The sequence below is a fragment of the Streptomyces sp. NBC_01334 genome, from assembly GCF_035983595.1.
In the GTDB taxonomy this organism is placed as follows: Bacteria; Actinomycetota; Actinomycetes; order Streptomycetales; family Streptomycetaceae; genus Streptomyces; species Streptomyces coriariae.
Window position 1 is genome coordinate 2,996,510 of sequence record NZ_CP130718.1, and the last position, 21,263, is coordinate 3,017,772.

Annotated in this window: 18 protein-coding genes; 11 read left to right on the top strand and 7 right to left on the bottom strand. The window is 71.4% G+C overall.

Annotation, left to right across the window (positions count from 1 at the left end):
- Positions 1 to 11: 11 nt before the first annotated feature.
- On the bottom strand, positions 12 to 908 hold the full coding sequence (locus tag OG736_RS13625; protein WP_327182668.1) for a LysR family transcriptional regulator: 897 nt from the start codon (positions 906 to 908) through the stop codon (positions 12 to 14).
- Positions 909 to 979: 71 nt separating this feature from the next.
- On the opposite strand from OG736_RS13625, the gene OG736_RS13630 reads away from it, so the two are divergent.
- Positions 980 to 1,909: a DMT family transporter gene (locus OG736_RS13630; RefSeq protein WP_327182669.1), complete on the top strand. Its 930-nt coding sequence runs from the start codon at positions 980 to 982 to the stop codon at positions 1,907 to 1,909.
- Positions 1,910 to 2,069: 160 nt separating this feature from the next.
- Here OG736_RS13630 and OG736_RS13635 read toward each other — a convergent pair whose 3' ends face one another.
- On the bottom strand, positions 2,070 to 5,066 hold the full coding sequence (locus OG736_RS13635) for a bifunctional [glutamine synthetase] adenylyltransferase/[glutamine synthetase]-adenylyl-L-tyrosine phosphorylase (RefSeq protein WP_327182670.1): 2,997 nt from the start codon (positions 5,064 to 5,066) through the stop codon (positions 2,070 to 2,072).
- Positions 5,067 to 5,239: 173 nt separating this feature from the next.
- Here OG736_RS13635 and OG736_RS13640 point away from each other — a divergent pair, with 173 nt between their 5' ends.
- Positions 5,240 to 5,674 carry a VOC family protein gene (locus OG736_RS13640; protein ID WP_327182671.1) on the top strand — a complete coding sequence of 145 codons (435 nt, stop codon included), beginning with the start codon at positions 5,240 to 5,242 and terminating at the stop codon, positions 5,672 to 5,674.
- Between the two features lie 261 nt (positions 5,675 to 5,935).
- On the opposite strand, the gene OG736_RS13645 is transcribed toward OG736_RS13640, so the two are convergent.
- Positions 5,936 to 7,297: a gamma-glutamylpolyamine synthetase GlnA2 gene (locus OG736_RS13645; RefSeq protein WP_314224050.1), complete on the bottom strand. Its 1,362-nt coding sequence runs from the start codon at positions 7,295 to 7,297 to the stop codon at positions 5,936 to 5,938.
- 332 nt (positions 7,298 to 7,629) lie between these two features.
- Between OG736_RS13645 and OG736_RS13650 the strand changes: the two genes are divergently transcribed.
- Complete coding sequence (locus tag OG736_RS13650) at positions 7,630 to 8,829, top strand: globin domain-containing protein (protein ID WP_327182672.1); 1,200 nt, start codon at positions 7,630 to 7,632, stop codon at positions 8,827 to 8,829.
- Positions 8,830 to 8,877: 48 nt separating this feature from the next.
- Here OG736_RS13650 and OG736_RS13655 read toward each other — a convergent pair whose 3' ends face one another.
- The gene (locus OG736_RS13655; protein ID WP_327182673.1) at positions 8,878 to 10,155 is read right to left on the bottom strand and encodes a PucR family transcriptional regulator; all 1,278 of its coding nucleotides are present in this window, start codon (positions 10,153 to 10,155) and stop codon (positions 8,878 to 8,880) included.
- A 442-nt stretch (positions 10,156 to 10,597) separates the two neighbouring features.
- Between OG736_RS13655 and OG736_RS13660 the strand changes: the two genes are divergently transcribed.
- Positions 10,598 to 11,428 carry a DUF4394 domain-containing protein gene (locus OG736_RS13660; protein ID WP_327182674.1) on the top strand — a complete coding sequence of 277 codons (831 nt, stop codon included), beginning with the start codon at positions 10,598 to 10,600 and terminating at the stop codon, positions 11,426 to 11,428.
- A 154-nt stretch (positions 11,429 to 11,582) separates the two neighbouring features.
- Here OG736_RS13660 and OG736_RS13665 read toward each other — a convergent pair whose 3' ends face one another.
- Together OG736_RS13665 and OG736_RS13670 are read right to left on the bottom strand one after the other, a co-directional pair.
- Positions 11,583 to 11,849, bottom strand: a complete 267-nt coding sequence (locus OG736_RS13665) for a DUF6959 family protein (protein ID WP_020126760.1) — start codon at positions 11,847 to 11,849, stop codon at positions 11,583 to 11,585.
- A 228-nt stretch (positions 11,850 to 12,077) separates the two neighbouring features.
- The gene (locus OG736_RS13670) at positions 12,078 to 12,521 is read right to left on the bottom strand and encodes an RrF2 family transcriptional regulator (RefSeq protein WP_054237999.1); all 444 of its coding nucleotides are present in this window, start codon (positions 12,519 to 12,521) and stop codon (positions 12,078 to 12,080) included.
- 169 nt (positions 12,522 to 12,690) lie between these two features.
- Between OG736_RS13670 and OG736_RS13675 the strand changes: the two genes are divergently transcribed.
- The 7 genes from OG736_RS13675 to OG736_RS13705 all read left to right on the top strand — a co-directional run bounded on the left by OG736_RS13675 (position 12,691) and on the right by OG736_RS13705 (position 19,903).
- Positions 12,691 to 13,359: a thioredoxin-like domain-containing protein gene (locus OG736_RS13675; protein WP_327182675.1), complete on the top strand. Its 669-nt coding sequence runs from the start codon at positions 12,691 to 12,693 to the stop codon at positions 13,357 to 13,359.
- Positions 13,356 to 13,970 carry a DUF305 domain-containing protein gene (locus tag OG736_RS13680; RefSeq protein ID WP_327182676.1) on the top strand — a complete coding sequence of 205 codons (615 nt, stop codon included), beginning with the start codon at positions 13,356 to 13,358 and terminating at the stop codon, positions 13,968 to 13,970. Before OG736_RS13675 ends, OG736_RS13680 begins: the two co-directional genes overlap by 4 nt.
- 197 nt (positions 13,971 to 14,167) lie before the next feature.
- Positions 14,168 to 16,108, top strand: a complete 1,941-nt coding sequence (locus OG736_RS13685; protein ID WP_327182677.1) for a S53 family peptidase — start codon at positions 14,168 to 14,170, stop codon at positions 16,106 to 16,108.
- A gap of 104 nt (positions 16,109 to 16,212) precedes the next feature.
- The gene (locus tag OG736_RS13690; RefSeq protein WP_327182678.1) at positions 16,213 to 17,967 is read left to right on the top strand and encodes an NAD+ synthase; all 1,755 of its coding nucleotides are present in this window, start codon (positions 16,213 to 16,215) and stop codon (positions 17,965 to 17,967) included.
- Positions 17,968 to 18,031: 64 nt separating this feature from the next.
- Positions 18,032 to 18,586 (top strand): chloramphenicol phosphotransferase CPT, encoded by a 555-nt coding sequence (gene cpt, locus OG736_RS13695; protein ID WP_327182679.1) that lies wholly within the window; start codon positions 18,032 to 18,034, stop codon positions 18,584 to 18,586.
- 472 nt (positions 18,587 to 19,058) lie between these two features.
- Positions 19,059 to 19,475, top strand: coding sequence for an SRPBCC family protein (locus OG736_RS13700; RefSeq protein ID WP_327182680.1), 417 nt, complete (start codon positions 19,059 to 19,061; stop codon positions 19,473 to 19,475).
- Positions 19,475 to 19,903, top strand: a complete 429-nt coding sequence (locus OG736_RS13705; protein ID WP_327182681.1) for a MarR family winged helix-turn-helix transcriptional regulator — start codon at positions 19,475 to 19,477, stop codon at positions 19,901 to 19,903. Before OG736_RS13700 ends, OG736_RS13705 begins: the two co-directional genes overlap by 1 nt.
- 52 nt (positions 19,904 to 19,955) lie before the next feature.
- Here the strand turns inward: OG736_RS13705 and OG736_RS13710 are convergent, their stop codons facing one another.
- The gene (locus tag OG736_RS13710; RefSeq protein ID WP_327182682.1) at positions 19,956 to 21,179 is read right to left on the bottom strand and encodes an MFS transporter; all 1,224 of its coding nucleotides are present in this window, start codon (positions 21,177 to 21,179) and stop codon (positions 19,956 to 19,958) included.
- Positions 21,180 to 21,263 lie beyond the last annotated feature (84 nt).

Sequence of the window (21,263 nt, forward strand, 5' to 3'; positions counted from 1 at the left end):
GGCACGGACCCTCACGGCGCTCCCGCGGCCCCCTTCAGCGCTTCGATGAACGCGTCCAGCGCGGGCTGCGGCGGCGCCGTCTCGCGGACCACCGCCTGGATGGCCCGCACCGGCACCGGGTCACGCACCTCTCGCACGACGACCCCCGGGTGCCGGCTGCCGAGCCCCAGCCGGGGTACCAGGCTCACGCCCAGACCGGCGGCGACGAACCCCTGGGCGGTCACGTAGTCCTCGCTCTGCACCATGAACCGGGGCCGGAACCCGACCACCGCACACGCGTCCAGCTGGGCGTCGAGACAGGGCCCCGGCCACTCGCTGCCCACGAACGCCTCCTCGGCCAGCTCCGCCAGCCGCACACTCCGCCGTCCGGCGAGCCGGTGCCCGCGCGGCAGGACGGCGAGATAGGGGTCGTCGAGCAGATGCAGCAGCCGTACGCCACCGTCCTGCCGCCCCTCCCTGGTCACCAGCAACGCCAGATCGGCCCGCCCTTCCCGCACCTCCGCCACCGGGTCCTCGGGATCGACCGTCAGCTTCAGTTCGATCCGGACGCCGGGATGCGCCTCCCGCAGCCGCGCCACGGCCGGCGCCACCAGCCCGGCCCCCGCGGTGGCGAAGTACCGCACCCCCAACCGCCCGGTCCGCCCGGCGAGCAGGTCGGCGAGCGCCGTCTCGGCCTCGGCGACCTGCCGCCCGATGGCCTCCGCGTGCTCGGTGAGCAGCAGTCCGGCAGCCGTGGGCCGTACGCCCCGCCCGACCCGCTCCAGCAGCGCGGCCCCCGCCTCCTTCTCCAGGGCGGCGATCTGCTGGCTGACGGCGGACGGCGTGTACCCCAGCGCGGCCGCGGCCCCCGTCACGGACCCGTTTCCGACGACCGCCCGCAACACCTGCATCCGCCGCACATCAAGCATGCAGCACAGCTTAACGAACCATCCAGAACATTTCACTTGTCCTCACAGATCAGGCGGACGACCGTAGGGACATGCCCCTCGCCTCCACGCTCCGCATGGCCGCGCTCGCCCTCTTCTGGGGCTCCGGCTTCCTCTGGATCAAGCTGGCCCTGACCCACGGTCTGACCCCCGCCCAGATCACCGTCGCCCGGTGCGTCCTGGGCACGGCCGTCCTGCTGTTCCTGGCCCGCCGGGCAGGCCAACGCCTCCCCCGGTCCCGGATCATCTGGGGTCACCTCGCCGTGGCCGCCCTGTTCTGCAACGCGCTGCCCTTCGCCCTCTTCGCCCTGGGCGAGCAGCACCTCGACTCGGGCATCGCGGGCGTCCTCAACGCCACGACCCCTCTCTGGTCGCTCCTCATCGGGATCGGCCTGGGCACGGACCGGGCTCTGCGTCCCGTGCGCCTGGCCGGTCTCGTCCTGGGCTTCGCCGGTACGGTCCTGATCTTCGCCCCCTGGCACCACGAGGGCCTGCTCAGCCTGCCCGCCCTGTACCTGCTGGCCGCGGCGGCGAGCTACGCGGTGGCCTTCGCCTACATGGCCCGGCACCTGACGGCCTCGGAGACCCCGATGGCCATGTCGGCGGCCCAGCTCCTCACCGCCACGGCCTGGAGCACCCTGGCCCTCCCCGCGGCGGGTCCCTTCCGTCCCGACGCCACCGCCCTGCTCGCCGTCGCCGCGCTGGGCGTCCTCGGCACGGGCGTGACCTTCTACCTCAACTACCGCCTGATAGCGGACGAGGGCCCCACGACGGCGGCGACGGTCGGCTATCTGCTCCCGGTCGTGTCGGTAGCGCTCGGCGCCGCGGTCCTGGACGAGCAGATAGGCGTACGCGTCCTCGCGGGCATGGCGGTGGTGCTGGTGGGCGTGGGGCTGACCCGGCGGAACACGGGGTCGCGTACGCGCGGGCCGGCGGACGCGCGGCGCGGCGGTGCGACCCGGCCCGTGGTCCAGCGGCCCTAGGGCGTGTCCGGCCATGCGCGTCGGATCGGCGCGCGGCGTCCGGTGCGGTGCGTCGCAGGGCGGAGGATCGCCCGCGTACCGGATGTACCCGGGTGATCCGACAACGCGGCGAGGTGCCGTGCCGGGCGCCGCGCGCCCGGCGGGAATGCTCAGACGCGCCCTAGCCCCCGTAGAACAGCTCGTCCACCACGCCCCGAGCCCGGCGCGCGGTGCGCCGGTAGTCGTCGAGCATGTCTCCCACCCGCCCGGGGCCGTACCCCAGGTACCGCCCCACCGCGACCAGTTCCCGGGGGTCGGAGGGGAAGGTGTCCCCGGCCCGTCCGCGCACCAGCATCACCGCGTTGCGCACCCGGGTCGCCAGTACCCACGCCTCGTCGAGCGTCGCCGCGTCCTCGTCCTGGACGATGCCTGCGTCGCGCGCGGCGGCGAGGGCCTCGCGGGTGCGGGTGGTCCGCAGCCCCGGATGCGTCGAACCGTGCCGCATCTGGGCCAACTGCACGGTCCACTCGACGTCGGACAGGCCGCCGGGGCCGAGCTTGGTGTGCAGCTTCGGATCGGCGCCCCGGGGCATCCGCTCCGACTCCATGCGGGCCTTCAGTCGCCGGATCTCCCGGACGGCCTCCTCGCCGAGCCCGTCCGCCGGATACCGCAGGGGGTCGATCAGCTCGATGAACCGACGCCCCAACTCCTCGTCCCCTGCGACGACTTCGGCTCGCAGCAGCGCCTGCGACTCCCAACCGAGCGACCAGCGACGGTAGTAGGCCTCGTACGACTTCAACGTGCGCACGAGCGGCCCGGATTTGCCCTCCGGACGCAGGTCGGCGTCGATGAGCAGCGGCGGATCGGCACTGGAGATCTGGAGCAGCCGGCGCATCTCGGAGACGACCTTGTTCGCGGCCTCCGCGGCCTCGCGCTCGTCGACGCCGTCCCGGGGCTCGTGCACGAACAGGACGTCGGCGTCGGAGCCGTAGCCCAGTTCATGACCGCCGAAGCGGCCCATGCCGATGACGGTGAAGGACGTCGGAAGCGTGTCGCCCCAGCCGTCCCGCACGACCGCGCGCAAAGTGCCGGCCAGCGTGGCGGCCGTGATGTCCGACACCGCCCCGCCCACCAGGTCCACGAGCGCGCCCTGATCAGCCTCGACCGGCTGCGCCTCCGTCCCGTAGGAGGCGACGATGTCGGCGGCGGACGTACGGAACAGCTCGCGCCGACGGACCCCACGCGCCGCGGTGACCGCCTGCACCACGCCGTCGGCCCGTCGCACCGCGGCGAGTATCTCCTGCTCCAGATGCGCCCGCCCGCGCGGCGCGAGCCCCCCGCCGTCGCCGTCACCGAGCAGCGCCACCGCCTCCGGCGCCCGCATCAGCAGATCGGGGGCGAGCCGCCCGGCGGACAGCACCCGGGCGAGGTTCTCCGCGGCGGCGCCCTCGTCCCGCAGCAACCGCAGATACCAGGGCGTCTTGCCGAGCGCGTCCGACACCTTGCGGAAGTTGAGCAGGCCCGCGTCCGGGTCGGCGGAGTCCGCGAACCAGCCGAGCAGAACCGGCAACAGGGTGCGTTGGATGGCCGCCTTGCGCGTGACGCCGGAGGCCAGCGCCTCCAGGTGGCGCAGCGCGGACGCGGGGTCCGCGTACCCGAGCGCGACCAGCCGCTCCCGGGCCGCCTTCGGGCTCAACCGGGTCTCACCCGGCGCGAGTTGGGCGACGGCGTCGAGCAGCGGCCGGTAGAACAGCTTCTCGTGCAGCCGACGCACCACGGCGGCGTGCCGCTTCCACTCCTGGCCGAGCTCGGCGACCGGGTCGGTGCGCAGTCCGAGTGAGCGGCCCAACCGCCGCAGGTCGGTCTCGGCCTCGGGGACCAGATGGGTCCGCCGCAGCCGGTAGAGCTGGATCCGATGCTCCATGGAGCGCAGGAAGCGGTACGCGACGTCCAACTGCTCGGCGTCGGCGCGCCCGACGTAACCCCCCGCGGCGAGCGCCTGGAGGGCGTCGAGCGTGGTGCCGCTCCGCAAGGACGCGTCGGCCCGCCCGTGCACCAGCTGCAACAGCTGTACGGCGAACTCGACGTCCCGCAGTCCTCCGGGACCCAGCTTCAGTTCACGGTCGACCTCGGCGACGGGGATGTTCTCGACGACCCGGCGCCGCATCTTCTGCACGTCGACGACGAAGTTCTCCCGCTCGGCGGCCTGCCACACCAGGGGCCCCACGGCGGCGACGTACTCGGCCCCCAGTGCCAGGTCGCCGGCCACCGGCCGCGCCTTCAGCAGGGCCTGGAACTCCCAGGTCTTGGCCCACCGCTGGTAGTAGGCGAGATGGCTGGACAGCGTCCGCACCAGCGGCCCGTTGCGCCCCTCGGGCCGCAGATTGGCGTCGACGGGCCAGATGGACCCCTCCACGGTGGTCTCGGAACAGATCCGCATCAGGTGTGCGGCCAGTTTGGCGGCGGCCCGCAGCGCCTTGCCCTCGTCGGCCCCGTCGACGGCCTCCCCCACGAAGATCACGTCGACGTCGGACACGTAGTTCAGCTCGTGCCCGCCGCACTTGCCCATCGCGATGACGGCGAGCCGGCACAACGCGGCGTCGTCGGGCGCGGCGGCCCGGGCGAGTCCCAGGGCGGCCCGCAGCGTGGCGGTGGCGAGATCGGCGAGCTCGGCGGCGGTCTCGGCGAGATCGGTCGTCCCGCAGACGTCACGCGCCGCGATGGAGAGCAGGCAGCGCCGGTAGGCGACGCGCAGCGACACGGGGTCCGTGGCCTCGGCCAGGCCCCGCTCGAACTCCTCCACCCCGGGATGCAGGTCCCGCGGCTCGTACGTGACCAGCGCCTCCCAGTCCCGCGGATGCCGGGCGAGGTGGTCGGCGAGGGCGGCGGACGCGCCCAGCACGCCCAGCAGCCGGTCGCGCAGCGGCTTGGCCGCTATCAGCGTGTCGAGCAGCTCCCGACGGGCGGTGGGGGCGGGCTGGGCCTCCAGCAGCCGGACGAGACCGTGCAGGGCGAGATCGGGATCGGCGGTGGCGCCGAGCGCCTCCAGCAGAAAGGGATCGTCGCGCACCGGCGACAGCTCGGGCCCGTCCAGAAGCCGCTCGGCGGCGGACGGGTCGGTGAAGCCGTGCCGCAGCAGCCGTGTGAAGGTACTGCTCCTGCGCCCCGGCGCCATCATCCCCGGCCCTCCCTCGGATCAAGGTCGTACGCACCTGAGCGTAACCCGGGCCTTTCGGTGGCGCCCCGGCGCGGTTTCCGGTTCTGTGGTACTTCGGGTTCTGCGGGACTTCGGTGCCGCAGGACCTCGGTTCTGTACCGACAGAGCGACGGCCGCGACAAGGGAGTCAAGCCATGGACATGACCCTAGAAGTGATCCTGCTGCCGGTGTCCGACGTGGACCGGGCCAAGGAGTTCTACCGCGACAAGGTCGGCTTCCACGTCGACCTCGACGGCGAGGTCATGGAGGGCGTACGCATCGTCCAGCTCACCCCGCCCGGCTCCGGTTGTTCGATCGCCCTGGTCGACGGCCTCCAGGTCCCGACGGGAACCCCGCAGCCGGGCACCTACCACGGCATGCAGCTCTGCGTGACGGACGCGAAGGCGGCGTACGAGGAACTGACCGCCCGCGGCCTGGACGTCAGCGAACCCCAGCAGTTCGCACCGCAGGACGGAGCGACCTTCATGTACTTCAAGGACCCCGACGGCAACGGCTGGGCGATCCAGGAGTACCGCCGCCGGGAGACGGAACCGCTCCACCAGGTCCTGGCGAAACTGAAGGCCCGGTAGGGCTCCGGCAGGGTGCGCGGTCATGCCGACCGATCCGCGAACGACCTGCCGTCGGTCCAGGCCTTCATCGAAGCGTACGGCGCCCACCAGGCACTTCGCGCACGCTGAGCCCCGGGCGGTGCGGGGAGCGCCGCCTCCGGGACCGGACGTCCCGGAGACGGCCCTGAGCCGGCCCGGAACCGGTGAGACGTCGTGGGGCCGGCGGTCCACGACCGTCGGCCCCACGTGTCGCCGTAGCGGGAAACCCGCCCCGACCTGCCCTTACAGCACCGGCAGGTTCTTCCGCAGCTCGAAGGCGGTGACCTCGGAGCGGTACTCCTCCCACTCCTGGCGCTTGTTGCGCAGGAAGAAGTCGAAGACGTGCTCGCCGAGGGTCTCGGCGACGAGGTCGCTGCGCTCCATCAGGCTCAGGGCCTCGCCCAGGTTCTGCGGGAGGGGCTCGATGCCCATCGCGCGGCGCTCGGCGTCGGAGAGGGCCCAGACGTCGTCCTCGGCGCCCGGCGGAAGCTCGTAGCCCTCCTCGACGCCCTTGAGGCCGGCGGCGAGGAGCATGGCGTAGGCCAGGTACGGGTTGGTGCCGGAGTCGAGGGAGCGGACCTCGATGCGCGCGGAGCCCGTCTTGCCGGGCTTGTACATCGGCACGCGGACCAGCGCGGAGCGGTTGTTGTGACCCCAGCAGATGTACGACGGCGCCTCGCCGCCCGCGCCGGCCGTGCGCTCGGAGCCGCCCCAGATGCGCTTGTAGGAGTTGACCCACTGGTTGGTGACGGCGGCGATCTCGGCGGCGTGCTTCAGCAGGCCGGCGATGAAGGACCGGCCGACCTTGGAGAGCTGGTACTCCGCGCCCGACTCGTAGAACGCGTTGCGGTCACCCTCGAAGAGGGAGAGGTGCGTGTGCATGCCGCTGCCGGGGTGCTCGGAGAACGGCTTCGGCATGAAGGTCGCCTGGACCCCCTGCTCCAGCGCGACCTGCTTCATGACCAGGCGGAACGTCATGATGTTGTCGGCCGTGGAGAGCGCGTCGGCGTAGCGCAGGTCGATCTCCTGCTGGCCGGGGGCGCCCTCGTGGTGGGAGAACTCGACCGAGATGCCCATCGACTCGAGCATGGTGATCGCCTGGCGGCGGAAGTCCATGCCCACGTTCTGCGGGGTGTGGTCGAAGTAGCCGGAGTTGTCGGCCGGGGTCGGACGGGAGCCGTCCGTCGGCTTGTTCTTCAGCAGGAAGAACTCGATCTCCGGGTGGGTGTAGAAGGTGAAGCCCAGGTCGGAGGCGCGCGCCAGGGCACGCTTCAGCACGTACCTCGGGTCCGCGAAGGACGGCGAGCCGTCCGGCATGAGGATGTCGCAGAACATCCGGGCGGTACCGGGGGCCTCCGCGCGCCAGGGCAACACCTGGAAGGTGGACGGATCCGGCTTGGCGATCATGTCGGACTCGTAGACCCGGGCGAAGCCCTCGATCGCGGAGCCGTCGAAGCCGATGCCCTCGTCGAAGGCCTGTTCGAGCTCGGCCGGGGCCACGGCGACGGACTTGAGGAAGCCCAGCACGTCCGTGAACCACAGCCGTACGAACCGGATGTCGCGCTCCTCCAACGTCCGGAGCACGAACTCCTGCTGCTTGTCCATCTTGCGCTTCCCCATCCTTGCTGGTCAGGCCGCCTGTTTCCCGTCCCACGGAGAGGCGGTCGGGCACCCGAGCATCACACCACAACACCATTTCATGCGCGTTGCCGACCATGATCGCCTCGGCGACCCGGGCCTGAACGCCGCACGTCCGGCAGATGTACTGCCGCACGTCCGGCGGGCGTACTGCTCTGCTGCCCATCTTGCCTGCTCGCACCGACATCCGTAATGCCCCACCCCCTCCGTCCCGCCACACCCATTTAATTTGCATCTAAGATGCAAGTTTAACTAGCGTGCCGGACAGCAGAACACCGAGTGAGCTTTGAGGAGCCCCGATGCTGTCCGAACAGTCCGCTGCCACCGTCCGCGCCACCCTCCCCGCCGTGGGCGCGGCCATCGGCGAGATCACCGAGCGCTTCTACGCCGGCCTCTTCGCGGCGCATCCGGACCTCCTCCGGGACCTGTTCAACCGCGGCAACCAGGCGGCGGGCACCCAGCGCCAGGCTCTGGCCGGGTCCATAGCCGCCTTCGCCGCGCGTCTCGTCCAGCCCGCGCAGGACCGCCCGCAGGACCGCCCCGACGCGATGCTCACCCGCATCGCCCACAAGCACGCCTCCCTCGGCATCGCGCCCGAGCAGTACGAGGTCGTCCACGAGCACCTCTTCGCCGCCATCGCCGATGTCCTGGGCGAGGCGGTCACCCCCGAGGTCGCCGCGGCCTGGGACGAGGTCTACTGGCTGATGGCGAACGCGCTGATCGCGATCGAGCGCCGCCTGTACGAGGAGAGCGGGGGCGCCGCATGGCGCGAGTGGGAGGTCGTGGAACGCGTCCGGGAGACCGGGGACGTCGTCACCTTCGGCCTGCGCCCGGTCGACGGCGCACCGGTCGGGGACTTCCGCGCCGGCCAGTACGTGTCCGTCCGCACGCAACTGCCCGACGGAGCACGCCAGATACGGCAGTACAGCCTCTCCGGCGCACCAGGGGCCGACGTGCGCCGGATCAGCGTCAAGCGGGTGCCCGGCGGGGCGACGACACCCGAGGGCGAGGTCTCGAACCACCTCCACGCGCGCGTGCGTGCGGGCAGCGTGCTGGAGCTCTCCGAGCCGTACGGCGATCTCGTCCTCGCCGACGCCGCGGGCACCCCTCTGCTCCTCGCCTCGGCCGGCATCGGCGTCACCCCGATCGTGGCGATGCTGGCCCACCTCGCCGCCACCGGCCACGACGCGCCGGTCACGGTCGTCCACGCCGACCGCTCCCCCGCGGACCACGCCCTGCGCACGGACCACGAGGCGTACGCGGCGAAGCTGCCGGACGCGTCCGTGCACCTCTGGTACGAGCGGGAGGCCCCGGCGCACGCCCGGACCGGCCTGGCCGACCTCGCGGACGTCCCCGTCGCGCCGGGCACGCGCGCGTACCTGTGCGGACCGCTGCCGTTCATGCGGGCGGTGCGGGCGCAGCTGATCGAGAAGGGGGTCGCCCCGGCGGACGTGCACTACGAGGTGTTCGGCCCGGACCTGTGGCTGGCACGGTCCTGAGAAGGGGCCCGCACGACACGCGATCCGCCCTCGCCGTCCCCGCCCGGCTCAGCTCCACGCGCGCGACAGGCTCCGCGTGACGGCCGAACTGAGGATGCGCACACCGTGCGTCGATCCCGGGTCGATGCCGGTGAGCTCCCGCACCCGGCGAAGGCGGTAGTCCAGGGTGCGCGGGTGGACGTTGAGGGCCGTCGCCGCCGAGCCGCGGTTCATGTCGTGGCGGTAGTAGGCGTCGAGGGTGACGAGCAGGTCCGGGCCCGGTCGCAGGCTCCGGACCACCGTCCGGAGCCACTCGTCGACGAACGGCACGTCCGCGACCGTGAGTTCGACGAAGACGTCCGCGAGGGTGTGCGGCCTCAGTCGCGTCGACGCCCGCCGCAGCGGGGCCGCCCTGCTGATCCGCCGGGCCCGGTCCAGGGCACCGGACAACTCCGACAGCGGTGCGGAGGCGGTACCGGCGGCGCAGGGGCGGCCGAGAGCCTGGGCGAAGTCCTGCAAGAGGTCCCGTACGAGGTCCGGGGCGGGATCCGGGACGAGTTCGGGCGCGAGGTCGGGCGCGGGGTGCCGCCGCGCGGTCCCGACGACCCCGGCGACCCCGGCGGTCCAGGGAACCAGGACGATCAGCTCACCGCCCCCGCGCCCGCCGCCTCCTCCGCCGCCGCGCTCCGGGCACCAGGTGGCCGGCACCCCGTACGTCTTCACCAATGCCTCGATCTCGTTCTCCAGGTCGCGATCGCCGGCCGGGCGGTCCGGCACCCGGATCACCGTCACCGCGTAGTGGTCGGCCAGTTCCATGCCCGCGACCAGGGCGAGCTCCTCCGCGCCGGGGTCCTCGGCCAGCAACGACCGTGCCAGCAGGGCGACTTGTTCCACGTAGGGCACCTGGTGCCGCATCACCGTCACGAAGCCCTCGCGGTAGGCGCCGATACCGCGCTCGCCCTGCGGGGCGAACCAGCTCATGATCCGCATGAGTTCCTCGACATGGCCGCCGCGCTGGGCTTCCGTCGCCTCGTTGATCTCGCGCAGCATGAGCGCGGTGTGCACGCTCAGCACCCGCTGCCGCGACTCCGGCGACATGCCCGACCCGGCCCGTGACGCACCCATCGACGTGATGTAGCCGAGGTCGTCCTCGGTCAACCCGCCGTTCTCCGGCGCGAGTTCCACCGTGCGATGCCTGAACCACACCGAGTACTCAAGCGTCTCGGCCCTGGCCCGGGAGTTCACGTCGAGGGATCCGAGCTCCGGGATCTCGCGCGCATAAGTCTCCACCTCGCGGCGCGCGTTGGCCGTCGCCTGCCGGGCCAGCTCGCCGAAGAGACTCCCCATGGGCGTGAGCATGCCATCGCGGCCGTGAGCGTCGACAGGTGAAATCCGGACGGGCGTTTATCAATCCGGGTGAATCGATGAAGGATGTGCCGACGTCGCGTTTGTCATCCTGCGCAAAGTTCCTGAATCAGGGCGTACTTGTCGCCGGATCCGCTTGTGAGGCCGCCACGGCCTGGGCTTAATGGGAACCGCGCAGCCGCCCACGGAGGATCACTTCGGTGCGGCAACAGCTCGACATGTCGGTCGGCGCCACCGGCGCAGCCGACGCATCCAACGCGGTCCACGCATTCCCTCGCCGTTCAGCGACGTCCAGGACGCCTGAAGCGCTGCCATTCCACTGCCATTCCGCTGCGGTGCGGTGCGAGGAAATGACGTTCTTTCGAACGGGAGGAAGACGACAGTGAAAACAGGGACCAGAAAGAGATTGGCGGCGACGGTCGCCATGATTTCCGCGGCGACCGCGCTCATGGTCGGCGCACCCGGCTCCGGCTCGGCCGCCTCCGCCGTCCCCGGCCTGCGGGCCTTCGGGATCACCGGGGACGGCACGCTGATGGCCACGTTCACCACCGACAAGCCGCAGGTGCTCGACTGGGTCCGGCTCGTCACCGGCCTCAGCGGCGACACCAAACTGCTCGGGATCGACCACCGGGTGCAGAACGGCCTCCTGTACGGCCTCGGCGACAAGGGCGGCATCTACACGATCAAGACCCCGCCGGCCACCGCCGACGTCGTCGTCACCAAGGTCTCGCAGCTCCAGGTCGCGCTCTACGGCACGACCTTCGACATCGACTTCAACCCGGCGGCCGACCGGCTCCGGGTGATCAGCGACTACGGCCAGAACCTGCGGCACAACCTCAATGACCACACCACGGCCACCGACACCGCACTGAACATCCCGCCGGCCACCACGGCGGTGCAGGGCGTGACCGCCGCCGGGTACACCAACAACGACCTGGTCGGGTCCACGGGGACGACCCTGATCGACGTCGACACGCTCAACGATCAGGTAGTCATCCAGTCGCCGCCCAACGAGGGCAACCTCGTCACGACCGGTCTGCTCGGCTTCGACGCCGGTCTCAACGCGGGCCTGGACATCTTCAGCTACCTGACCAACGGCAAGACCACCTCGTACGCCGCCTTCGCCACGCTCACGCCGTACGGCGCGAGCACGCCGTCGCTGTACGGCGTCGACGTCCTGACCGGCGACACGACGGCCATCGGCCAGTTCCCCCTGAACATCACGGACCTGGCCATCACCATCTCCGGGACCTGAGCCCGCCCGGACGACCCGCCCTGCACCCCGCCCTGCACGCTGCTCCGCCCTCGTCCCACTCTCGCCGCGGCCCGTCCGCTCCCGGACCGCGGCGAGCCCGGGGTCGCGGCGCCGGGCGGGGAACGGCCGGGGGAACGGCGCGGGACGGCCCGGCTCAGTACGGCCGCGGTATCTCGTGCTCGTCCAACGCTGCGCCGTAGCGCTCCAGCAGGGCGTCGAGGCCGGCCAGGAGGAGCCCGGCGGCGTCGCGGGCGTCGCCCAGGTCACCTCGGTCGCACGCCTCCACCAGCTCCGCCATGTCGGTGCGGAGGATGTGCAGGGAGTCGCCCTGCACCAGGACCCCGGGGAAGCGTCGGCCGGGCAGGCGGACTACGGCGTTGTTGCCGCCGGCGGTGAACAGCTCTGCTTCGATGCGTTCCATCGGGCCATCCAATCCGGCCCGGCGATGTGGCGACAACCGCATTGCCAGGGGGGAAGCGTGAAGGACGGGGCAGGCGGGACCCGGAAACCACGGCTGACGTGGGGTGCGAACACGGACCCGCCTCCGGTCACGGGCCGACGCCCGGGCCCTCACGACGGCGATCCGCTCCGATGTGCGCGACGCCCCGGCCTCATCGCCGACCCACGGCGCCGGCCCGCGCGACGCCGGTCAAGCGAGCCTCGAGATCCCCAGCAGCAGCGGACCCGTCGGTTCCGCCACGATGTCCGCGACCGTGATCGGGTCCAGGGACGCGAAGAACGCCTCCTGAGCCCGGCGCAGGGCGCCACGCAGCCGGCAGGCCGATGCCAGGGGGCAGGGGGTGGCGCCCTCGCAGTCGACGACGTCGCCGTCCCCCTCGAAGGCGCGGACCACCGTACCGACGGAGGCGGCGCGGCCCCGGTCGGTGAGGGCCAGGCCGCCGCCCCTGCCCCGACGGGCCTCCAGCAGGCCCATGTGCTGGAGCTCGGCGACCACCTTGGCCGCGTGGGTGTAGGGGACCTCCATGGCGGCGGCCACGTCACGGGTGGTGGGGGTGGCCTCCGGGGTGTCGCCCGCCACCGCGAGTCGCATGAGGACGCGCAGTGCCAGGTCGGTGGATCGCAACAGCCGCATGGGAGGAAGCGTAGATAATGCGCATCTCCGATTCAAATTATTCGCCCGCACTCCCCCTCGCCCGCCTCTTGGCTGTGACCCGTCTACGACTTTCCCCATCTCCCCATTACGATCAGCGGACTCGCACACCCCGACCGTCCCGCCCCTTTTCCCCAGAAGGACAGGCCTCATGGGTTCCGCCAACAAGACCGGCAGCGCGGCGCGCAAGGCGCGCATAGAGGAGATGCGGCGGACCGAGCAGGCCCGCGAGCGGCGTAACCGGTTTCTCGTGATCGGCGGCAGTGTCGTCGCCGTGGTCGCACTGGTCGCCGGTGGTGTGTTCGTCGTGAAGTCGCAGTCCGGCGACGACAAGGACACCGCCGCCGACGGCAAGGCGGCCTCGGGTCACTTCGTCACCGGTGCGGACGGCGTCAAGACGTGGAAGGGCACACTCGGGCGTACCCACGTCACGAAGACCGTGAAGTACCCGACCGAGCCCCCCGTCGGCGGGGACCACAACCAGGTCTGGATGAACTGCAACGGTGACGTCTACACCAAGGCCCTCGACAACATGAACGCCGTGCACTCGCTCGAGCACGGCGCGGTCTGGGTGACGTACAACAGCAAGGCGAGCAAGGCCGACGTCGATGCCCTCGCCGCCAAGGTCAAGAAGACGCCCTACACACTCATGAGCCCGGACGACGCCCAGGCCGACCCGATCATGCTCACCGCGTGGGGCCACCAGCGCACGGTGACGAGCGCGAGCGACGCGAACGTGGACGCGTTCCTCGAGAAGTTCGTGCAGGGCGAGCAGACGCCCGAGCCGGGTGCCGCCTGCACGGGTGGTCTGTCGAAGTGAGGTACGCGGGAGTGGCGGTGGCCGTGGCCGGAGTGCTCGTCGCCGCCGGGGCCATCACCTACTCCGTCGCCGAGGACGGTTCGGCGGACACCGCGGCGCCCGCCGCCGACTCCGCCGACGCCGGGTTCGCCCGGGACATGGCGGTGCACCACCAGCAGGCCGTCGAGATGTCGTACATCGTGCGGGACCGGACGACCGACGAGGACATCAGGCGACTCGCCTACGACATCGCGCAGACGCAGGCCAACCAGCGCGGCATGCTGCTGGGCTGGCTCGATCTGTGGGGGCTGCCGAAGGTGTCGTCGAAGGCGCCGATGAGCTGGATGGGCATGGGCGACATGGCCGACGGCGAGGACGGCGCGCTGATGCCGGGCATGGCGACCAACACCGAGCTGAAGAAGCTGGGGACGCTGAACGGCAAGGCGGCCGAGGTGTTCTTCCTGCAGCTGATGACCGCGCACCACAAGGGCGGTATCCACATGGCCGAGGGCTGTGTGGACAAGTGCACGGTCGGCGTGGAGAAGCGGCTCGCGCAGGGCATGGTCGAGGCGCAGCAGTCGGAGATCGACCTGATGACGGACCTGCTGAAGGCCCGGGGAGCCCAGCCGTAGGACCTGACCTGGCCGACTCACGGGAACAATCCATAGGGTTTTCCCTCGATTTCGCGGACGTATCCGTCAAATCAGCCCAGCAAGCGGTCACTTGGGCGCTTCTTGGTGTTCGCATTCCCCTGGCATGAACGGTTCATCGCAAGAGTGGCCAGCACGCCGAGTGATCCACTCGCGTCGAACCACATACAGGGGGTCCTATGAGATCCAACCGCGCCGCGCTGCGCGCCGGAGCGAGCATGGCAGCGACACTGCCCATGATCGCCGGCGCGCTGGCGCTCGGCATACCCGCCGCGCACGCCGCGGACAGCCCGACCCGTGACACGCTGGCCGGGACCAAGCCAGCGTGGGCCACGGCCAAGGCGGACAAGGGCTCGACCTCGGACAGTGCCCAGGTCTCCGCCCGCGTCTACCTCGCGGGACGGGACGCCGCCGGCCTCGCCGCGTACGCGAAGGCCGTGTCCGACCCGGCCTCGCCCTCCTACGGCAAGTACCTCTCCGCCCAGCAGTCCCAGGCCCGCTTCGGCGCGACCGAGGCCCAGGTGGCCGCGGTCAGGTCGTGGCTGACGGCGGCCGGTCTGAAGATCACCGGCACGACCCGGCACTATGTGTCGGTCAGCGGTGAAGTGGCAGCCGTCGAGAAGGCGTTCGGCACCCAGCTGCACAACTACACCAAGGGCAGCAGGACTTACCGCGCGCCGTCGAAGTCGGCCTCGGCTCCCGCGAGCCTGGACGGCGCCGTCCTGACCGTCACCGGCCTGGACAACGCACCGCACAAGGCCGCGTCCAAGGACCAGCTCCCGCCGCCGGACGCGGTGTTCAAGAACTCCGGGCCGTTCTCCTCGTACTACGGCTCCAACACCGCGAGCACCCTCCCCTCGGCGTACGGCAAGAAGATCCCGTACGCCGTGCAGGGGTACACCGGCAAGCAGCTGCGGGCCGCGTACGGCGCGGGCGGCTACACCGGCAAGGGGGTGCGCATCGCCATCACCGACGCGTACGCCTCGCCGACGATCGCCTACGACGCGGCCACCTACGCGAAGGCGCACGGCGACGCGCGCTGGAAGACGGGGCAGCTGACCCAGGTCCTGCCGTCGGACTACACGCGGACCGAGGAGTGCGGGGCGGCCGGCTGGTACGGCGAGGAGACCCTCGACGTCGAGGCCGTGCACGCGGTCGCACCGGCCGCGAACGTCACGTACGTGGGCGCCGCGTCCTGCTACGACGACGATCTGCTCGACTCGCTCAGCAAGATCGTCGACAACCACCTGGCCGACATCGTCTCCAACTCGTGGGGCGACATCGAGGCCAACCAGACGCCGGACCTCGCGGCCGCCTACGACCAGGTCTTCCAGTTCGGCGCGGTCGAGGGAATCGGTTTCTACTTCTCCTCCGGCGACAACGGCGACGAGGTCGCCAACACCGGCACGAAGCAGGTCGACACCCCGGCCAACTCCGCGTGGGTGACGGCGGTCGGCGGTACCTCGCTGGCGGTCGGCAAGAACGACAAGTACCTGTGGGAGACCGGCTGGGGCACCGACAAGGCCTCGCTGTCGGCCGACGGCAAGAGCTGGACGGACTTCCCGGGCGCGTACACCTCGGGGGCGGGCGGCGGCACCAGCAAGACCGTCGCCGAGCCGTACTACCAGAAGGGTGTCGTCCCGAAGGCGCTCGCCACGGCCAACAGCGCCGCCGGCAACCGCGTCGTCCCGGACATCTCGGCGATCGCCGACCCGAACACCGGCTTCAGGGTCGGCCAGACCCAGACCTTCCCGGACGGGACCGAGCAGTACAGCGAGTACCGCATCGGCGGCACCTCGCTGGCCGCGCCGGTCATCGCGGCCGTGCAGGCCCTGGGCCAGGAGGCGCGCGGCGGCAAGGCGATCGGCTTCGCCAACCCGTCGATCTACTCCAAGTACGGCTCGCGGGTCTACCACGACGTCACGGACAACCCGACCGGGTCCGGGCTCGCGGTCGCGCGCGTCGACTTCGCCAACAGCTACGACGCGACGGACGGGCTGCTGACCTCCGTCCGCAGCCTCGGCAAGGACAGCTCGCTGTCCGCCGTGAAGGGCTACGACGACGTCACCGGCGTGGGTACGCCCGCAAACGGTTACGTGGAGTCGTACCGCAGGCGCTGAGCAGGTCGTCCGCGTGCCGTGCACACGTCGGACGCGGAGGGGGCGTGGGGTATCCGACACCCCGCGCCCCCCATCGCGTCGCATTGACGATTACACTGATGCGCGTGCCTCAACTTCGTCTCGCTCTGAACCAGATCGACTCGCGTGTCGGCGACCTCGTCGGCAACACCGAAACGATCCTCCGCTGGACCCGGCACTCCGCCGAGCAGGGAGCGCATCTCGTGGCGTTCCCGGAGATGGCGCTCACCGGGTACCCCGTCGAGGACCTCGCCCTGCGCTCCTCCTTCGTCGAGGCCTCCCGCACGGCCCTGCGCGAACTCGCCGTCCGCCTCGCCGACGAGGGCTTCGGCGAACTGCCGGTGGTCGTCGGCTACCTCGACCGGTCCGAGGGTGGCCGGCCGAAGTTCGGCCGCCCGGCCGGCTCGCCGCGCAACGCGGCGGCGGTGCTGCACGGTGGCGAGGTGATCCTGACCTTCGCCAAGCACCACCTCCCGAACTACGGCGTCTTCGACGAGTTCCGCTACTTCGTGCCGGGCGACACCATGCCGGTGCTGCGGGTGCGCGGCGTCGACGTGGCCCTCGCCATCTGCGAGGACCTCTGGCAGGACGGCGGCCGGGTGCCCGCGGCGCGCTCCGCCGAGGCCGGTCTGCTGCTGTCCATCAACGCCTCCCCTTACGAGCGCGACAAGGACGACACCCGTCTGGAGCTGGTCCGCAAGCGGGCCCAGGAGGCCGGCTGCACCACCGCCTACCTCGCGATGATCGGCGGCCAGGACGAGCTGGTCTTCGACGGCGACTCGATCGTCGTCGACCGCGACGGCGAGGTCGTCGCGCGGGCGCCGCAGTTCTCCGAAGGGTGCGTGGTCCTGGACCTCGACCTGCCGGCGGCCTCTGCCGACGCTCCCACGGGTGTCGTGGACGACGGTCTGCGCATCGACCGCGTCGTGGTGTCCCAGGACCCCGTCCCGGCGTACGAGCCCGAGCTGAGCGGCGGGTACGCGGAGCGGCTGGACGACGCCGAGGAGATCTACTCGGCGCTGGTCGTGGGCCTGCGCGCGTACGTCGCGAAGAACGGCTTCCGGTCGGTGCTCATCGGGCTGTCGGGCGGTATCGACTCGGCGCTCGTCGCGGCGATCGCGTGCGACGCGGTGGGCGCGCAGAACGTGTACGGCGTGTCGATGCCGTCGAAGTACTCCTCCGAGCACTCGAAGGGCGACGCGGCCGAGCTGGCGCGCCGCACCGGTCTGAACTTCCGCACGGTCCCGATCGAGCCGATGTTCGACGCCTACATGGGCTCGCTCGGCCTGACGGGTCTGGCGGAGGAGAACCTCCAGTCGCGGCTGCGCGGAACCCTGCTGATGGCCGTCTCCAACCAGGAGGGCCACATCGTCCTCGCCCCCGGCAACAAGTCGGAGCTGGCGGTCGGCTACTCGACCCTGTACGGCGACTCGGTCGGCGCGTACGGCCCCATCAAGGACGTCTACAAGACGTGGATCTTCCGGCTCGCGGAGTGGCGCAACCGCGCCGCGGCGGAGCGGGGCCAGACCCCGCCGATCCCCGAGAACTCGATCACCAAGCCGCCGAGCGCGGAGCTGCGCCCCGGCCAGGTCGACACCGACTCGCTCCCGGACTACCCCGTCCTGGACGCGATCCTCGAGCTGTACGTCGACCGGGACCAGGGCGCCGACGCGATCGTCGCGGCGGGCTACGACCGTGAGCTGGTCGTCAAGACCCTCCGCATGGTGGACACCGCCGAGTACAAGCGGCGCCAGTACCCGCCGGGCACGAAGATCTCGGCGAAGGGCTTCGGCAAGGACCGCCGCCTGCCGATCACGAACGGCTGGCGCGAGTCGGTCTGACGGTCGCCCCCCGGGCTCCGAAATACGTTTCGGCCGAGGTGCGCGGCGCCCCTACTGTGGCGCGGTGACAACTCAGGTGATCGTGCTGAACGGCGGCTCCAGCTCGGGCAAGTCCGGGATCGTCCGGTGTCTCCAGGCGGTCCTGCCGGATCCGTGGCTCGCCGTCGGGGTCGACTCGCTGCTCGAAGCCATGCCCGCGTCCCTGCGGACCTCGGACGCGGGCATCGAGTTCACCGCGGACGGCGGGGTCAGTGTCGGGCCGGAGTTCCGGACGCTCCAGACGGCGTGGCGGGAAGGGGTCGCCGCGACGGTCCGCGCGGGCGCCCGGGTCGTCATCGACGACGTCTTCCTCGGCGGAGCCGCGTCCCGGCAGGAGTGGCGGCAGGCCCTCGCCGGACTGGACGTGCTCTGGGTGGGTGTCAGATGCGAGAGCACGGTCGCCGCGGGCCGCGAACTCGCCCGCGGGGACCGGGTCCCGGGCATGGCCGCGGCCCAGGCGGATCTGGTCCACCAGGGCGTCCGGTACGACCTGGAGGTGGACACCACCCACACCGAGTCCCTGGACTGCGCGCGGGCGATCGCCGCCCGGATCGGGTGTGACACCGGCCGACCGTCCTGACTTACGCGGGTCGGGTCGGGTCGGGTCGACCGATCGTCCGGGTTCCGACCGCCGGTGCCGGGCGGACGGACGGCGTGACCCGAGCTTGTGGCGACGGCGGTGGGCAGACGCGTGACCTGCGCGGCGAGGTACGTACTCCTGCGCCTCTTCGTCGAGCCGGTCGGCGGTCTCGCTGCGGCCTCACCCCGCACCTGCACCTGCACCTGCACCTGCACCTGCACTGTTGCGCTGCTGCACTGCACCTGCGACCGCGCCTGCGACACAGACGCCGCCGCATCCCGAGGCTCCCGACCGGGCGTCCGTTACCGCCGGAAGTCCCGTCGGAAGTCCCGCCGACTGCACCGCCGGCACCCCCACCCACAGGCCACTCCCGCGCGGGCACCGACCCACCGAGGTGAGTCCCGCCGCGCACTCGACATTTAGTCTGCGCGCAGATAATCTACGGATACACCATCTGATCGAGGGGGCCCGCATGTGGGAGTACGAGCACAGCATCGAGACCGACGCCACGCCCGAGGCGATCTGGCGGCTCTGGACCGATGTGCCGAACTGGGGGATCTGGAACGCGGAGATCGAGAAGATCGAGATCGACGGTCCGTTCGCGGCGGGCGCGCAGATCACCATGACGCCGCCCGGGGACGACGCGATCGTGCTGCGTGTCGCCGAGGCCGTCGAAGGCGAACGGTTCGTCGACGAGGCCCGCTTCGGCGACCTGCTGCTGCGCACCGTCCACCGGATCGACCCGATCGACCGGAGCCGGGTCCGGGTGGCGTACCGGATGGAGATCACCGGCACCGGCGCGGACGAGGCCGGCCCGCAGATCGGCCCGGCCATCACGGCCGACTGGCCCGACACCATGGCCGCGCTGGTCGGGCTGGCTCAGCGCTGATGCCCCTCAGCCCCGGCGAGAGCCCCGGATTCCTGCTGTGGCACACCACCCTGCGCTGGCAGCGCGAGATCGCCGCCGCCCTGGCACCACTGGACCTCACCCACGTGCAGTTCGTGCTGCTCGCCTGCGCCTGGTGGCTCAACACGCAGGGCGAGCACCCCAACCAGCTGGCCCTCGCCCGCCAGGCCGGCACGGACGTCAAGATGACCTCCCAGGTGCTGCGCACCCTGGAAAACAAGGGGCTCATCGAGCGTGAGGTCGACCCGGCCGACACCCGCGCCAAACGGCTGCGTGTCACCGATACGGGCGCCGACCTGGCCCCGCGCGCGATCGCCGCGGTCGAGCAGGCCGACGCGCTGTTCTTCCAGCCGGTGTCCCGCGACGACGTGACGGCCCTGCTCGGCCGCCTGGCCCGTCCGGAAACCTGAAATGCGGTGGCCCGCACGTCGCGGGCCACCGCATGTCACACCTGGAGGGACGTCAGTGACGGACCCCCGCCTCCACGGTCCGCGGCACGTGTGTCGCGACGACGCGCTCGCGGCCGGTGGTCTGCGGGGTCCGGCGGGCGTCGACCGCGGCCGCGACGCCTGCCACGACCAGGCCCAGGGCCGCCAGTACCGCTCCCGCCAGCGCGGGTGAGGTCACGCCGAGGCCGGCCGTGAGGGCCAGGCCGCCGAGCCAGGCGCCGCCGGCGTTGGCCATGTTGAACGCGGCCTGGTTGGCGGAGGAGGCCAGCGACGGGCCCGCGGCCGCCTTCTCCATCACCATCAGGTTGAGCGGCGAACCCGTCACGAACGCCGCCACGCCCAGCAGGACCACGGCCAGCGCGCCGCCCCACGCGGTCGTCATCAGCAGCGGGAACAGGGCCAGGACGACCACCAGGGACGTCAGGCCGCCGAACAGGGTCGGGCGCATCGCGTGGTCGGCGAGCCGGCCGCCCACCAGATTGCCGATCGTCGCGCCGACGCCGAACAGCGCGAGCAGCAGCGTCACGCTGGAGTCGGCGTAGCCGGCGGAGTCCGTCAGCATCGGGGTGATGTAGCTGTAGGCGGAGAACAGGGCGCCGAAGCCGGCCACCGTCGTGCCGAGGGCCAGCCACACCGGCAGCGAACGCAGGGCCGCCAGCTCGCGGCGCAGCCCGACGGCGGGCGCGTGGGTGTGGTCGCGCGGGATCAGCAGGGCCAGGGAGGCGATCGCGGCCAGGCCGATCACGCTGACGCCGAGGAAGGTCGCGCGCCAGCCGAGGTGCTGGCCCATGAGGGTGGCGACGGGGACGCCCGCGATGTTGGCGACGGTCAGACCGAGGAACATCAGCGACACCGAGCGGGCCTTGCGTTCCGGGGCGACCAGGTTGGTGGCCACCACCGCGCCGACGCCGAAGAACGCGCCGTGCGGGAGACCGCTGAGGAAGCGGGCGGCCAGCAGCGAGTCGTAGCCGGGGGCGAAGGCCGACAGGGCGTTGCCCACGACGAACAGACCCATCAGGGAGATCAGGACGGTCCGGCGGGACATCCGTGCCGTGACGGCGGCCAGCAGCGGCGCGCCGATGACGACGCCGAGCGCGTACGACGAGACCAGATGTCCCGCCGTCGGGATCGAGACATGCAGGTCGTCCGCGACATCGGGCAGCAGGCCCATCATCACGAACTCCGTGGTGCCGATTCCGAAGGCACCCACGGCCAGGGCGAGCAGGGCCAGGGGCATGAGGGACTTGCCTTTCAGGGAGAGTGGGTTCCGTTCAGCATACGTGTCGTATGTTCAAGTACGGAACAAAGTCCCCTCGGCCTG

Bases quoted from the DNA above. Each gene is read 5' to 3' on its own strand.
- OG736_RS13660 (WP_327182674.1), top strand. From the start codon at position 10,598: ATGATTTCCGCGGCGACCGCGCTCATGGTCGGCGCACCCGGCTCCGGC.
- OG736_RS13650 (WP_327182672.1), top strand. From the start codon at position 7,630: ATGCTGTCCGAACAGTCCGCTGCCACCGTCCGCGCCACCCTCCCCGCC.
- OG736_RS13705 (WP_327182681.1), top strand. From the start codon at position 19,475: ATGCCCCTCAGCCCCGGCGAGAGCCCCGGATTCCTGCTGTGGCACACC.
- OG736_RS13710 (WP_327182682.1), bottom strand. From the start codon at position 21,179: ATGCCCCTGGCCCTGCTCGCCCTGGCCGTGGGTGCCTTCGGAATCGGC.
- OG736_RS13685 (WP_327182677.1), top strand. From the start codon at position 14,168: ATGAGATCCAACCGCGCCGCGCTGCGCGCCGGAGCGAGCATGGCAGCG.
- OG736_RS13645 (WP_314224050.1), bottom strand. From the start codon at position 7,297: ATGGACAAGCAGCAGGAGTTCGTGCTCCGGACGTTGGAGGAGCGCGAC.
- OG736_RS13635 (WP_327182670.1), bottom strand. From the start codon at position 5,066: ATGATGGCGCCGGGGCGCAGGAGCAGTACCTTCACACGGCTGCTGCGG.
- OG736_RS13625 (WP_327182668.1), bottom strand. From the start codon at position 908: ATGCTTGATGTGCGGCGGATGCAGGTGTTGCGGGCGGTCGTCGGAAAC.
- OG736_RS13665 (WP_020126760.1), bottom strand. From the start codon at position 11,849: ATGGAACGCATCGAAGCAGAGCTGTTCACCGCCGGCGGCAACAACGCC.
- OG736_RS13655 (WP_327182673.1), bottom strand. From the start codon at position 10,155: ATGGGGAGTCTCTTCGGCGAGCTGGCCCGGCAGGCGACGGCCAACGCG.
- OG736_RS13700 (WP_327182680.1), top strand. From the start codon at position 19,059: ATGTGGGAGTACGAGCACAGCATCGAGACCGACGCCACGCCCGAGGCG.
- OG736_RS13640 (WP_327182671.1), top strand. From the start codon at position 5,240: ATGGACATGACCCTAGAAGTGATCCTGCTGCCGGTGTCCGACGTGGAC.
- OG736_RS13630 (WP_327182669.1), top strand. From the start codon at position 980: ATGCCCCTCGCCTCCACGCTCCGCATGGCCGCGCTCGCCCTCTTCTGG.
- OG736_RS13675 (WP_327182675.1), top strand. From the start codon at position 12,691: ATGGGTTCCGCCAACAAGACCGGCAGCGCGGCGCGCAAGGCGCGCATA.
- OG736_RS13670 (WP_054237999.1), bottom strand. From the start codon at position 12,521: ATGCGGCTGTTGCGATCCACCGACCTGGCACTGCGCGTCCTCATGCGA.